Annotated in this window: 10 protein-coding genes; all 10 read left to right on the top strand. The window is 54.9% G+C overall.

What is annotated here, in order from left to right; all coding sequences use genetic code 11:
• The first annotated feature begins 78 nt into the window (after positions 1-78).
• The 10 genes from AC0YOA_RS00740 to AC0YOA_RS00695 all read left to right on the top strand — a co-directional run bounded on the left by AC0YOA_RS00740 (position 79) and on the right by AC0YOA_RS00695 (position 15,000).
• On the top strand, positions 79-780 hold the full coding sequence (locus AC0YOA_RS00740; protein WP_475766807.1) for an ABC transporter ATP-binding protein: 702 nt from the start codon (positions 79-81) through the stop codon (positions 778-780).
• On the top strand, positions 770-1,801 hold the full coding sequence (locus tag AC0YOA_RS00735) for an efflux RND transporter periplasmic adaptor subunit (protein ID WP_475784973.1): 1,032 nt from the start codon (positions 770-772) through the stop codon (positions 1,799-1,801). The genes AC0YOA_RS00740 and AC0YOA_RS00735 overlap by 11 nt, the downstream gene beginning before the upstream one ends.
• 4 nt (positions 1,802-1,805) lie before the next feature.
• Positions 1,806-4,739: an ABC transporter permease gene (locus tag AC0YOA_RS00730; protein WP_475784972.1), complete on the top strand. Its 2,934-nt coding sequence runs from the start codon at positions 1,806-1,808 to the stop codon at positions 4,737-4,739.
• 2 nt (positions 4,740-4,741) lie between these two features.
• Complete coding sequence (locus AC0YOA_RS00725; RefSeq protein WP_475784971.1) at positions 4,742-5,623, top strand: ABC transporter ATP-binding protein; 882 nt, start codon at positions 4,742-4,744, stop codon at positions 5,621-5,623.
• Positions 5,624-5,689: 66 nt separating this feature from the next.
• A complete protein-coding gene (locus AC0YOA_RS00720) occupies positions 5,690-6,382 on the top strand; it encodes a hypothetical protein (RefSeq protein ID WP_475784970.1) in 693 nt (230 codons plus the stop codon).
• A gap of 221 nt (positions 6,383-6,603) precedes the next feature.
• A complete protein-coding gene (locus tag AC0YOA_RS00715) occupies positions 6,604-7,986 on the top strand; it encodes an ABC transporter substrate-binding protein (protein ID WP_210045956.1) in 1,383 nt (460 codons plus the stop codon).
• A 94-nt stretch (positions 7,987-8,080) separates the two neighbouring features.
• Positions 8,081-9,439 (top strand): ABC transporter substrate-binding protein, encoded by a 1,359-nt coding sequence (locus AC0YOA_RS00710; protein WP_475784969.1) that lies wholly within the window; start codon positions 8,081-8,083, stop codon positions 9,437-9,439.
• Positions 9,440-9,675: 236 nt separating this feature from the next.
• Complete coding sequence (locus AC0YOA_RS00705; protein WP_475784968.1) at positions 9,676-11,142, top strand: DUF5060 domain-containing protein; 1,467 nt, start codon at positions 9,676-9,678, stop codon at positions 11,140-11,142.
• Complete coding sequence (locus AC0YOA_RS00700) at positions 11,139-12,605, top strand: DUF5060 domain-containing protein (RefSeq protein ID WP_475784967.1); 1,467 nt, start codon at positions 11,139-11,141, stop codon at positions 12,603-12,605. Before AC0YOA_RS00705 ends, AC0YOA_RS00700 begins: the two co-directional genes overlap by 4 nt.
• A 7-nt stretch (positions 12,606-12,612) precedes the next feature.
• The gene (locus AC0YOA_RS00695) at positions 12,613-15,000 is read left to right on the top strand and encodes a glycoside hydrolase family 95 protein (RefSeq protein WP_475784966.1); all 2,388 of its coding nucleotides are present in this window, start codon (positions 12,613-12,615) and stop codon (positions 14,998-15,000) included.
• The last annotated feature ends 37 nt before the right edge of the window (positions 15,001-15,037 follow it).

Here is a 15,037-nt window from a genome sequence, read left to right as displayed (position 1 = left end):
TTCGCGATAAATTAGAAGGGCAGTGGAAGGAAGTGGAATTCCAAGCGGGCACGAAATTTACAGTCAGGGGGAGGATAAATGAAAACAGCTGCGGGGCCGCGTCATGATGGCCCGCTGGTAAGAGCGGAGGGAATTACCAAGGTGTTCGGACACGGAACCGGTGCGGTGACCGTTCTGCAGGGAGCAAGCCTTGCGATCCGGCCGCAGAGTCTTGTGGCGATCAAAGGAAGGTCGGGCTCGGGCAAGACGACGCTCCTGAATATATTGGGAGCGCTTGACCGGCCGACGGAAGGAGCGGTGTATTACGGGGATGCGGAAATCGGCGGGCTGTCCGAGCACAAACGCAACAAGCTGCGACGCAGCAAAATCGGGCTGATTTTCCAATCGTTCGCTCTTGTGCCGATGATGTCCGCCTATGAGAATGTGGAGTTCGCCCTGCGCATTGCGGGCATTCCCGCCGCCAGCCACCGGAGTTATGCGGTCAAGGCGCTTGAACTGGTGGGGCTCAAGGACCGGATGAAGCACCGGCCGTTCGAAATGTCGGGAGGCGAGCAGCAGCGGGTCGCCATTGCAAGAGCCATCGCCCATAAGCCTTCGCTTATTCTGTCGGATGAACCGACGGCGGAGCTCGACAGCCGAATGGGTCTTCAGGTCATGAGGGTTTTTACGGATCTGGTCAAGCACGAGGGAATGACGATTATAATGACGACGCATGACGCAGCCATTATGGAAATCGTCGATCATGTCTATGCATTGGAGGATGGTCGCATTGTCGATTAGAGGAAACCGGCTTCGAGCCGTACTCGGCGTGTTCGTCGTTAGCTTGTGCCTGTCGGGCTGTTCGCTGCTTCCGGCCGAAGAACAGGTGCTCAAGCCGCCGCTTGCCAAGCCCGTCAAGCAGAATCTCGAAACGGCGGATGTGGTGCAAGGCGATATCGTCAAACAAATTACGGGAGTGGCGACCTTCGTTTCGGACAAAATGGACTATCTGTTCTTCAGGGAGTCCGGCGGCAGATTATCGCAAATAAATGTCAGTTCGGGCAAAACGGTAAAGGCGGGCGATATTCTGCTGTCCACGGAAACAGACGAACTGGAAGCGAAGGTGGAGCTCCAGGAAATCGCCATTGAGAAAATCAAGATCGAACTGGAACAGGCGATTGCAGCAAACGGGGCCAAGGATCCGTCGGTCCGGACCATTACACTTGATCTGAAGAGCGCCCAAATCCAGATGGATCTGCTGCGCAAGCAGCTTCAGAATACGAGACTCATATCTACCGTCAGCGGTCTTGTCACGTATATCGAACCGATGGAGCTTGGTGAACAGGTTACCGCCTACAAGAAATTGGTGACGATTTCCGATCCGGGCAAGATGAAGCTTGTGTACGAGGCGTCGGACCGCGGCAATTTGGCGGGGGTACAGATCAATATGAACGTCAGCGTCAAGATCAAGGACAAAACCTATCAGGGAAAAGTGGTGCAAATCCCGTCGACGGCGCCCAAAAACGATAATGAAGCGATCGAAGCCCGCAACGCCAAATCGGTTCTCATCGATGTGGCGGGGCTGCCATCGGACGTGAACATCGGCGACCAGGCGGACATCACCATCGTCACGGAAAACAGGGATGCGATATTGATCATTCCAAGATCTGGCCTCCGTTCCTACATGGAGCGCGATTATGTGCAGGTGCTGGAAGGGGAAAGCCGCAAAGAGATCGATGTGGAGAAAGGTATTGTAACCGATACGCAGGTGGAAATCAGAAAAGGCCTGACGAAAGGGCAGAAGGTGATTTTGGGGGGCTGAAGCAATGGCGTTATTGATCATGATCCTGCGCAAAATGGTCAGCAATAAATGGCTGGAGCTCAGCCTGCTGCTCGGCCTTGTCTTATCCGTCGCCTTGACCAGCAGCATGCCGATCTATACGAGCGCCATTCTGCAGCGGATGCTGAGTCAGCAGCTGCGGAATCTGCAGACGGACAGCGGGCAGTATCCAGGCACCTACTGGCTGACCGCGAGCGGCCCGGGCGCACAGCAGGGCTCCGGCTATCGGGCTACCGATGATTATATGAAAGACAAGGCTGGTGCAAGCTTTGGCATACCTGTGCAGCAATTTGTTCGCGAACGGTCGACCGAGGTGTACAGCTTCCTGCCCTCCGACACCGAGAAAATGGATGTCAACAAGCTGCGCTGGGCAAATTTCACCGCGATAAGCGATGCCGGGAGCCACAGCCGGCTTGTGGACGGACGGATGCCGAAGGATGAGCCCGTCGATGGCGTATATGAGGCGCTTGTCGTACCGGATGCGCTGTCCGAGATGAACCTCGTTCTCGGCAATGTCTTTACGATCAGGGATGACAAGGTCAAGCAGAGCATCCGCGTGAAGCCGGTCGGCGTCATCGAACCGAAGGATGCCGGGGATTTGTTCTGGTACAACACGTCGAGCAGCTACAAGAGCAGCTTTCTGATCGGTCTTGATCTGTTCGACCGGGAATTTACGGCCGGAGGCAAGCTGGCGATCAAGGCAAGCTACTGGTATTTCGCTCTCGATTACACGAAGATGACCCTGCGGTCCATGAACGATTTCATTGCCGGCAACCGGTCGGTAAGCGCCCATATGGCGGGGAATTATGAGAGCTATTCCAAGAATGTTCCCGCCTTGACGACATTGAATCAGTACAAGGAGAAACAGGCGAAGCTGAGGATACTGCTCTGGTCGCTGAATGTGCCCGTTTTTCTGATGCTCGGCTTCTATCTGTACATGGTGGCGAACCTGATAACGGACCGGCAGAAGACGGAGATCGCCGTACTGCGCAGCCGGGGAGCCAGCCGCACGCAAATCATATTAAGCTACACGGCCGAAGGACTGGTGCTCGGGGTGATTGCCTTTCTCATTGGACCGTATCTGGGCGTCCTGATCACCCGGGTATTGGGGGCATCCAGCGGGTTTCTGGAATTCGTGCAGCGCGCCAGGCTGGACGCCTCGGTCAATCGGGAGGCGTTCGGATACGCCTCGCTCGCCGTGGTCGTCTCCCTGCTGATGACACTGCTTCCGGTGCTGCTCGCGACCCGCTTCTCGATCGTGGCGCATAAACAGCAGCAGTCGCAGGCCAACAAGCCGTCGTTCTGGCACAAATACTTCATTGATATCATACTGATCGGCATTTCGCTATATGGTCTGCAGAGCTACGAAACGAGGCTGAGCCGTCTGCTTGCATCCGGGATCAACACCTCTGATTTGAGCGTCGATCCGCTGCTGTTTCTCATTCCTGCGTTTTTCGTGCTGGGGCTTGGCCTTGCGCTGCTGCGGCTTTATCCATGGCTGATCAAGCTGATTTATCTGATCGGCCGGCGGTGGTGGCCGGCGTCGCTGTATTACACGCTGATCCAGATCGGCCGCACGTCTGCTTCCTTCAAGTTTATTATGGTATTTCTGATCATTACAATCGCGACCGGCATTTTCAGCGCGAGCGCAAACCGCACCATCAACAAAAATGTGGCGGATAAAATTAATTACGGGACCGGGGCCGATATGGCTCTGCAGATCCGTTGGGAGAGCGACGCGCCTCCCATTCTGTTATCCGGGATGACGGATGACGAGGAGGGGGGAGAGGGGGGATCGCCAGAAAGCGCCGCTTCCGCTGCGGCGCCGCAAAAGACGCAGTACAGCGAGCCTTCTTTTCTCCCCTTCACCCAAATACCGGGCGTGGAGCATGCGGCGAAGGTGTTTATCAAGAAGGAAGTCTCTTATTATACGCAGGAGAAGGGACGAGGCGACGCCAATCCGCAGCGTAGGGAACAGGATAAGGTCGAAATGATGGGGATCGACACCTATGAATTCGGTCAAACCGGGTGGATGAGAGACGGTCTGCTCGACTATTCCTTCAGCTCGTATCTGAATCTGATTGCCTCTGATCCGTCTGCCGTGCTTATCTCCCGCTCGATGGCGGAGCAGCACGGCGTGAAGCCGGGAGATCTCATTCAACTTGGCTGGTATGGCGTGGAAGCCGTTGATTTCATCGTATACGGCATCGTCGATTACTGGCCGTCCTGGAATCCCGGCGCCGGCGCCCAGACGCAGACGGCTGCGGAGGACGGTGATTCCAGCCAGTCCGGCAGGCCGAATCTCGTCATCGGGAATCTGTCCTATATTCAGAACAGTCTTGGGCTTGAGCCCTATGAGGTATGGCTGAGGCTGAAGCCGGGGACTTCAAGCGAAACCGTGTACAACGACGTTGTGGATAAAGGCTATGATATTCTCTCGCTGCGGGATGCCAATCAGGAGCGGATCCAGGAGCTTAACGACCCGTTCCAGCTTGCCATCAACGGCGTGATGACGCTTGATTTTATGATTTCGATCGTCATTACGTTTCTCGGATTTCTGCTCTATTGGGTGCTTTCGCTTCTCTCGCGGACGCTGCAATTCGGCATTTTGCGGGCGATGGGAATCTCATATTTCCAGCTGATCGGCATGCTGATCGTCGAACAGCTGCTGATTTCGGGTGCGGCTATCGGAATGGGGATGCTGAGTGGCAATGTGACGAGCCGCTTGTTCGTGCGGCTGTTCGAAATGTCCTTCGATCCCAAGACACAGGTGCTGCCGTTTGAAGTAACCTTCGATGCGCGCGATCAGCTGCGGCTGTATGCCATTGTTACTGGAATGGTGATCATCGGCATATTCATCCTTGGGTATACCGTGTCCCGCATCCGGATTCACCAGGCTGTCAAACTGGGGGAGGATTGAAGATGATCCGGTGTGAAAATCTGGTGAAAATTTACAAGCGGGCCGATTTGGAAGTGGTGGCCCTGCAGGGTCTTGATCTGCATGTGGAGGCCGGCGAGCTGACAGCGATTATCGGCAACAGCGGAAGCGGCAAATCGACCCTGCTGAATGTGCTTGGGGGGCTGGACCGCCCCACCGCCGGACAGGTGACTGTGGACGGGAAGGATTTGCTGCAAATATCGGAGAATGAGCTGGTCCTGTATAAGCGGGAAAGCGTCGGTTTTGTCTGGCAGAACAACGCCCGGAATTTGATTCCGTACCTGACCGCGCAGGAGAATGTCGAGCTGCCCATTCTCTTGAAGGGACGGCGAAAGCAGATCCGCGCTCTTGAGCTGCTCGATGCAGTCGGTCTGAGCCACCGGCGGAAAAACCGGCTGAACCAGCTCTCCGGCGGCGAACAGCAGCGGGTGGCCATCGCCATTGCGCTGGCCAATCATCCGAAGCTGCTGCTTGCCGACGAACCGACGGGTTCGGTCGATTCCAATATGGCCAATCAGATCCTCGATCTGTTCCGGAATCTGTGCCGCAGCCTCGGACTGACGATCGTGATCGTCACCCATGATCCGCTGCTGGCCGGGAAAGTGGACCGCGTCATCGCGATCCGCGACGGCAAGACGTCTTCGGAAATGATCCGGCGCAAATCCTATGCGCAGGAGCTGGAGGAGCTGGGCAGCGGCGCCGGGGCGGAGCAGTCGGAGCAGTCGCATATTGAATATGCGGTATTGGACAGGGCGTGCCGTCTGCAAATTCCGTCTGCCTATCTCGATGCGATCGGCATGAAGAACAAGAACAAGATCCGGGTGACCTTGGAAGAAGGAAAGATCGTGCTGTCGCCGCCGCAATAGCGTCAAGGGCAGAAATACGCTGGAATAAGCTAGTCAATCTTGAATTGGGATGGGGGAATCGAATCAATGAAACGTATGATTCTGATGCTCGCTGCCGTGTTGATGACGGTGGCATTGGGAGCATGCTCAAACTCCGCTTCGGATGAGCCGGAGAAGAAAACGGTTATCTATGTCGGCAGCGATACCATCGGAGATACGCTGACGAAGGGTCATCTGACGGAGCTTGGCTATGAAGTGACAGAGATGACCGACCGGGAGATTACGGATGAGAAAGCGAAGGATTATTCGCTTGTTTATATCAATTCCACCATCAGCAGCGCCGGCAATATCGGCACGAAGCTGTATAATACCCCTGTTCCCGTGATCTATGCTTCTCCGAAGGTGATGAGCTATAACGACGTATCCGGCACGCAGGAGAATACCGACTACGGCAAATTTATCGGCAGGACCGTTACGATTAAGGACGGCAAGCATCCGATGGCAGCCGGGCTTAGCGGCAGCGTGGATGTCTACAAATCCGACGGCAGCTTCCAGTTCGTGGTGCCGGGCGGCGAGGTGTCGGTGATTGCGACGGCTCCGGATGACGACAAGAAAGCGCTCATCTGCGCCTACGATACGGGTGCGAAGAATATGATCGGGAATGCAGCGCCCGCACGCCGCGTGTTTTTCTATCTGTCGCCGGAGGACATTATCTATCATACCGACGAGGGCTGGAAGCTTTTCGATGCGGCCATCGATTGGGCGGCGGGCGCTGAATAAGCCGCCCTCAGATGAAGCAAACCGCCTATAAAGGTGAAAATATAAGCCCATAATTCTGCTTTTATTCCGTGGTAATTTTAGTAAGGAGCTCGCAATGAATGGAGTTTGGCCTTTTCAATCCATGTTTAAAGGGGGGATGCGGCCAAGTTGAGCGCGGCACGCACTTTGTAATGAAAGCGCTTCTAAATCAGATTGATCCTATAAGGGAGGAATCCATGTTCATGAACAAATTGTTCATCTCGGCTCTGCTGGTTATTTTGACGCTCACAAGCATAGCCGGCTGCACAGGCAGCAATAATGGCGGTGGAACGCCGGAGCAATCCAATACCGCAGAGAACCCCGGAACAGAGAATACACCGACGACCCCCGATGATACGGGCGGTGAGGCGGACGACAACACTCTTTTCTTCTATACCGCACAAAATCCGGTTTATGAAGACGAAGCGAATTTCGACCGGCTGATCGGCCAGTATATCAAGAAGAAGTTCCCGGATATTACGCTCAAGCATGTCCACTGGAACGACGGCACGAGATACGAGGATTTGATCGCCAAAGGCACGATTCCGGATATCGTGTTCGAGCAGGTCCGCCGCAATACCTCCAGGATGGTCAAAAAATTCAAGTTGGAATACGATATGTCGGATCTGATCAAGCAGTACAACTTCGACATCAGCAAGCTGGACCCCGCAAGCATGGAGGTTGTGAAAACAGCTTCGGACGGCAAAATTTATTCGTTGCCCTTTGAATTGAGCGATTTTGTACTGGCGTATAACAAGGATATTTTCGATAAATACGGTCTGGACTATCCGAAGGACGGCATGACATATGATGAAGCCTACGAGCTGGCGAAGAAATTGACCCGCCAGGACGGGGATATCACCTATAAAGGGCTTCAGCAGCATCCGAGCCATTATATGATGTATAACCAGCTGTCGGAGCCTTCGCTTGATCCCAATGAGGATAAAGGCGCGATGGATTCGGACAATTGGCTGAAGATCGTCAACAACATCAGACGCTTCTATGAGATTCCCGGCAACCAGTTCACCACGACAAGCGACTTCCCGAAAGGGCAGATGGGCATGTCCGTCGATGTATTGGAGAACGTTCTGAGATGGTCGGTCGAAAATCCGGATTTGAACTTCGACATCGCGTCTGTGCCCGTATTTCCGGAAGCGCCCGGCGCCAAATATCAGCCCAACCTGAACGGGCTCTTCATTACCCAGCAGTCCAAGCACAAGGAGCTTGCCTTCGAGGTTATTCAATACCTGCTCTCCGATGAAGTGCAGGCCGAAAGAGCGAAGGAGGCGATTATCGGGCCGCTGAGCTCCGATGTGGTCCAGCAGGCATTCGCCCAGAACATTCCGCAGATGAGCAGCAAGCATACCGAAGCGCTGTTCGCTCTGAAAAGCGCGATGCCGGCGCCCCGCAAACCGGGCCTGACGTTCATTAACCCGCCGGTGCAGCAGGTGTTCCAGCCGAATATTTTCGAGCAGTCCAAGGACAGCGCGACGGCGCTTAGGGTCGTCAATGAAATGATCAACAAACAGCTGGCCGAGACCAAGGCGGCGATAGAAGCCGGAGGCGACGGAACCGCCTATCAATAACAGTTTGCGAAGGCCTCTCCTGAATGGGGAGGTCTTTATATCCATATAAGAAAGTATAAAATTCGATCTGCCAACAATCAGGAGGATACATAAAATGAAAAAGATTATGCTGCTGCTTGCATCACTTATTATGCTCGTTGGAACCGCCGGCTGCTTCAATAATACCGAGCCCGCGGACACTCTCGGCCAGACGCCGGGAAACGCAGGAAGCAACAATGCCGCAGACGGGACAGATTCGGGTGATAACGTGCTGTTCTTCTATACGGCCCAGAATAAAACCTATGAGGATGAAGCCAGCTTCGACCGCCTGATCGGCCAATATATCAGGAAGAAGTTTCCCGATATTACGCTGAAGCATGTCCATTGGAACGATGGCACGAGGTATGAGGATTTGATGGCCAAAGGAACCATACCCGACATCGTACTCGAGGAAACGTACCGCAATACCCATCGCATGATCGAGAAGTTCGGCCTGGAATATGACATGTCGGATTTGGTCAAAAAATATAATTTCGATATCAACCAGCTGGACCCGGGAAGCATGGAAAAGACCAAAACGGCATCGGACGGCAAGCTGTACGCGCTGCCATTCGAATTAAACGATTATGTTCTCGTCTACAACAAGGACCTGTTCGATAAATACGGCGTGGATTATCCGAAGGACGGCATGACCTACGACGAAATCTATGCGCTGGCCCAGAAGATGACCCGCCAGGATGGCGATATCACCTACAAGGGCTACCAGCAGCACCCGAGCCATTATATGTATTACAATCAGCTGTCCGAGCCCGTGCTGGATCCGAATGAAGACAAGGGGGATCTGGATTCGCCGGAATGGCTGAAAATCGTCAACAACATCAGACGCTTCTATGAAATCCCCGGCAACCAGTTCACCACGACAACCGACTTCCCCAAAGGGCAGATGGCGATGTCGGTGGATGTGATCGAGAATGTGCTGAATTGGTCCGTCGATTATCCCGATTTGAACTTCGACATCGCATCAGTTCCTGTATTTCCGGAAGCGCCGGCGTACAAATACCAGCCGAACGCGAACGGTCTGTTTATCACGAAGGAGTCGAAGCATAAGGATCTTGCTTTTCAGGTGATCCAGTATTTGCTGTCGGATGAGGTTCAGGAGGCCAGATCAAGGGACGCGCTCATCAGCTCGCTGAACAGCGAGTCTGTCCAGCAGGCCTTCGCGCAAAATATTCCGCAGATGAAGGATAAGCATACCGCAGGTATTTTTGCTCTGAAAAGCGCCATGCCCGCATCACGCAAGCCGGGTCTGACGTTTATCAACCCTCCGGTGCAGCAGGTGTTTCAGCCCAATATATTTGACCAGTCCAAGGACAGCTCCACGGCGCTTCGGGTCGTCAATGAAATGATTGACAAGCAGCTTGCGGAAACGAAGGCGGCCGTGGAGGCAGGGGGCGATGGAACCCAATACCAGTAAGGCAGCCATATGAGACTGATTCCACCTATGTTGTCTTTCGGGTTTTATCGAAATTTGGCATCGGGAACCGAATCCGTACAGCGTGTCTTCCTTTAGCCCGCGGGAAAGCTTATATCTCTGCTGCGGGCTGATAGCATAAATCACCTATAGATTAAGTGATCATCACCTATAATCGGCGAAAAGGATCGCAGTATAATGAGGGCAACGATCGGGATGAAAGGAGTGCGAAACGATTGATGGAAGTCCGGCAAACTATGCAGGAAGTGGAACGATGGGCAATGTTGGAGCTAAGCTTTAATGTCCCGTCCGAAGGGGAAGAAAATCCGTACCGGGACGTCCGGTTCTCCGCACGTTTTCAATACAGAAACCGCACGGTTGAGCCGGAAGGCTTCTATGACGGCGATGGCGTTTACCGCATCCGCTTCATGCCGGATGAAACCGGGCGGTGGAAATACGAAACATCAAGCAGCCTCACCGGGCTGGATGGCCATCGCGGCGAGTTTCTCTGCATCCAGCCGTCACCTGGCAATCACGGCCCCGTTCGGGTGAAGGACGATTACCGGTTTGTCTATGAGGACGGCAGCTCGTACATGCCTTTTGGCACGACCTGCTATCATTGGACCCACCATGGGGATGACAAGAATGAGGAGCTGACGCTGCTGACGCTGCGGGACTCCCCTTTCAATAAAGTGCGGATGTGCATACTGCCGACACGGGGGATGAGACCACCGCATATCGCTTTTGCCGGAACCTGTCCGGAGGATGCGGACCGCTCGCGGTTTAACCCGGTATTCTTTGCCCATTTGGAGCAAAGGCTCGGAGATCTGCAGCGGCTTGGCATCGAGGCCGATCTGATACTGTTCCACCCATACGATAAAGGCGAGTGGGGATTCGACGGCATGGACCGGGAAGCCGATTTTTTCTATTTGCGGTATATCATTGCACGCCTGGCGGCCTACCGGAATGTATGGTGGTCCTTATCCAATGAGTACGATTTCAATAAATTCAAGACGGTGGAGGATTGGGACAGGCTTATTCAATTCGTCCAGCGCATCGATCCTTACCAGCATCTGCGTTCCATCCACAACGGCACCAAGATGTACGAATCCTCGCTGCTGTACGATTATACGAAGTCCTGGATTACCCACCAGAGCATTCAGCACTGGGACCCCGAGTTGACGACGCAGTGGCGAAGCATGGCCGCGAAACCGGTCGTGATCGATGAAATCTGCTATGAGGGAAACAGCTCCCGGAGATGGGGAAACATCTCCGGCGAGGAGATGGCGCACCGCTGCTGGGAAACGGCGGCGCGTGGGGGATATGTCACTCACGGTGAAGCCTTCACCGATAAGGAAACGCGGGCTTGGGTATCGTCGGGCGGCGCGCTATACGGGGAGAGCATGGACAGAATCGCTTTCCTGCGCCGAATTATGGAGGAAGGACCTGAGGATTGGCTGGGCTCCGCAAGAAATGGCGAGTATTTCCTGTATTATTTCGGACGGCATCAGCATGCCTATTATGAAGTAGCCCTGCCGGAGGAAGGCTCGTATTCCATCGAGCTGATCGATGCCTGGAACATGACTGTAACTCCGGTTATCGGTTCGATCCGGGGACGCTTCCGAGTCGAGCTTCCCGGCCGCCCATATATGGCTCTGCGCATCCGCAAAAACAATCATGGCTTCGCAAGGAGTGAAATCGCTTGAAGGTTACGAAAGAGGTAGAGCGCTGGGGCGTGTTTGAGCTCAGTCTGGCGGGGCCGGACGATGGCAATCCGTTTGTCGACATACAGTTTGGAGCCCGGTTCAGAATAGGAACGCAGGAGTTCGAGGCCGACGGCTTCTATGACGGCGACGGCGTGTACCGGGTCCGTTTCATGCCTGAAACGGAGGGCGTCTGGACATATACGACCGTAAGCGGCTGCCGGTACCTGGACAAAATTGTCGGGGAATTTCACTGCACACCGCCTTCGGCCGGCAATCACGGCCCAGTGCGGGTCAAGGACGAGACACTATTCGGATATGCGGACGGTACCCGCTATTTTCCGCTGGGCACAACATGCTATGTCTGGCATCTGCAAGACGGGAAGCTGCGGGAGAAGACGCTGCAGACACTGAAGTCTTCGCCTTTCAACAAGCTTCGCATGTGTCTGTTTCCAAAGTCGTACCTGTTTAATCCCGATGAGCCGGAACATTATCCGTTCGACGGATCGCCAAGGGACGGATTCGATCTTGCAAGATTCAATCCCGCATATTTCGGGGAGCTGGAGCGTAATGTTCTGGCGCTGTCGGAGCTCGGCATCCAGGCGGATCTGATCCTGTTTCACCCGTACGACAAGGGGCGCTGGGGCTTCGACCGGATGAACGCGGAGCAGGATGAGCGCTACCTGCGCTATACGCTGGCCAGACTGGCCGCATATCGGAATGTATGGTGGTCGCTCGCCAATGAATATGATTTGATGACAGAGAAAAAGCCGGAGGATTGGGACCGGTATTTCCGCATCGTTCAGGAATGCGATTACGGCAATCATCTGCGTTCGATCCATAACTGCCGCGAACGGTACGATTACGGGAAGCCCTGGGTTACCCATGCCAGCATTCAAACCAATGATGTCAAGGCCGTTTCCGGGTGTACGCGCAATTATGGCAAGCCGGTCGTGATCGACGAATGCGGTTATGAAGGCAACATCCATACCCGATGGGGCAGTCTTACGCCGGAAGAGATGGTATGCCGGATTTGGGAAGGGACGTTCCGCGGCGGCTACGTGACGCACGGGGAAACCTACGTCCATCCAGACGATATTCTCTGGTGGTCGCATGGAGGAGAGCTCCATGGAGCAAGCGTGCCGCGGATCGCATTTCTGGCGCGGCTGCTCGCGGAGGCGCCGGATTCGATCAAATACTGCACCGCTCGCTACGACGCCTCGACGCTGGAAATCGCCGGCGACTTTTATTTTCAGTATTTCGGACCGCACCGCTTCGCTTTCCGGGAATTTGCCTTCCCCGAAGGAACGTACAAAGCGGATTTGATCGACACCTGGAACATGACGGTAACCCCTTTAGAGGGACGGTTTGAAGGAAGATCGCGTATCGAGCTGCCGTCGGAGCTTTATTATGCTTTACGGATTCAAAGGGTCAACGAGGATAGTAACGCTATAACGGGAGAGTGACACGGCCTTGGATAAAACAATGGAATCCGCACCCTATTCATCAAAGCTCTGGTACGACAAACCGGCCAAAATTTGGGATGAGGCGCTGCCGATCGGCAATGGACGGCTGGGAGCGATGATTTTCGGCAAGGTCTATCTGGAAAGGCTGCAGTTGAATGAAGATTCCGTGTGGTACGGAGGCGTGAAGAACGGAGATAATCCCGAGGCGAAACGGAATTTGCCCGAAGTCAGGCGGCTGCTCAGGGAAGGGCGGCAGCAGGAGGCGGAGGAGCTGGCCCAGATGGGGATGATGTCGATTCCAAAATCGCTGAATCCGTATCAGCCGCTCGGTGATTTGAACATTTACCATAATGGGGAGAAGGAGATGATCTCGGATTATTACCGGGATCTTGATATCGGGCAGGGAATCGCGCATGTAAGGTACCGCTTGAACGGCGTACGCTATGAGCGCGAGATGTTCAGCAGCTCGGTTGATCAGGTGATCGTCATCCGGATCGCCAGCGAAACGCCGGGCAAATTGAACCTCCGGTTTCAATTGAGCCGGCGCCCCTTCGACGAAGGCACGGCTACGCCCACCGGCGACAGTCTGCTGATGAAGGGGGAATGCGGGAAGAACGGCATCTCCTTCTGCACCGCGCTCAAGGCATCCGCCAAGGGAGGAACGGTGCAGACGATCGGGGATTTTCTGCTGGTCCGCCATGCCGAGGAGGTCACGCTCTATTTGTCGGCGGCAACGACATTCCGTTTCGACAACCCCGAAGCGGAATGCCTCCGGCAGGTGGAGGCGGCGGCAAGCAAAGGCTTCATGGAGGTGAAGCGGGACCATACTGCGGAGCACACCGCCAAATTCCGGCGGGTCCGGCTTGAGCTCGGGTCCCCTGACAGCGGCGCCCTTGCACAGAAGGTCCCGACCAATGTGCGGCTGGAACGCTTCAAGGATGGAAAAGAGGACCTTCCGCTTATTTCGCTTTATTTCCAGTATGGGCGCTATCTTCTCATGTCCAGCTCGCGCCCCGGCAGCAATCCGGCGAATTTGCAGGGCATATGGAACGAGAGCTATACCCCGTCCTGGGAGTCGAAGTATACGATCAACATCAACACGGAGATGAATTATTGGCCAGCCGAATCATGCAATCTGTCCGAATGCCATGAACCGCTGTTCGATCTGATCGAGCGGATGAGGCCCAATGGCAGAAGAACGGCTGCCGAAATATACGGCTGCAGCGGATTCGTCGCCCATCATAATACGGATATGTGGGGATCGACGCAAATCGAAGGCAATCATATGCCGGCATCGGTATGGCCGATGGGCGCTGCCTGGCTCTCCCTGCATCTATGGGAGCATTTCCGGTTCGGCATGGATGAGGCGTTTCTGCGTGAGAAGGCGTTCCCGGTCATGCGCGAAGCGGCGGATTTTTTCCTGGACTACTTGACGGAGGATGAGCAGGGACGGCTCATAACCGGACCTTCCACTTCACCCGAGAACCGCTTTATCCGTTCCAATGGTGCAGTGGGTTCGCTCTGCATGGCTCCATCCATGGATACGCAAATTGTGTATACGCTGCTAAGCGCGTGCCTGGAGGCGGCGAAGACGGTGCCGACAGACGAGATGCTTTGCCGCAAATGGGAGGATACGCTGCGCCGTCTGCCGCAGCCGCAGATCGGCAAATACGGCCAGCTGCAGGAGTGGCTGGAAGATTGGGATGAGGCCAAAGCGGGACATCGGCATATCTCCCATCTCTTTGCCCTTTACCCCGGGGAAATGATCCATGTCCGCGATACGCCGGAATGGGCGGCGGCGGCGGTGCGGGCGCTGGAGCGCCGGCTGGAAAACGGCGGTGGACATACAGGTTGGAGCCGGGCATGGATTGTGAATTTCTGGGCGCGGCTGGAACAGCAGGAGAGGGCTTATGAGCATTTGAAACTGCTGATTGCCAACTCCACGCTGCCGAATCTGTTCGACAATCACCCCCCGTTCCAGATTGACGGCAACTTCGGTGGAACGGCGGGCGTCGCGGAAATGCTGCTGCAGTCTCACCGCGGACAATTGAATCTGCTGCCTGCGCTGCCGGGCGCATGGAAGCAGGGCAGCGTTCAGGGACTAAGGGCGCGTGGCGGTTATACAGTCGATCTGGAATGGGCTGATGGACAGCTTGCAGGCTGCCGGATTATGGCGTCGAAGAGCGGATTATGCCGGGTCGTATACGCTTATCCGCTGATGACGCTGCATATCGCTACGGATCAGGCGGAGGTCGCACGAACCTCGGATGGGTTCATCACGGAATTCGAAGCCGAAGCGGGAAGAACTTATTTCCTGACCCCGGTGCGCCGTGAGCTGCGCGCTTCAGCGTTTATGGGGAACGCAGGCGAGATGGACAGGAGTGAAGCTCTTTAACGCAGAAATCCGGCAGCGCAGTGCTGCCGGAATTATA

Source organism: Paenibacillus sp. JT22N12 (assembly GCF_056269365.1).
This window is presented reverse-complemented; position numbering and strand designations above follow the sequence as displayed.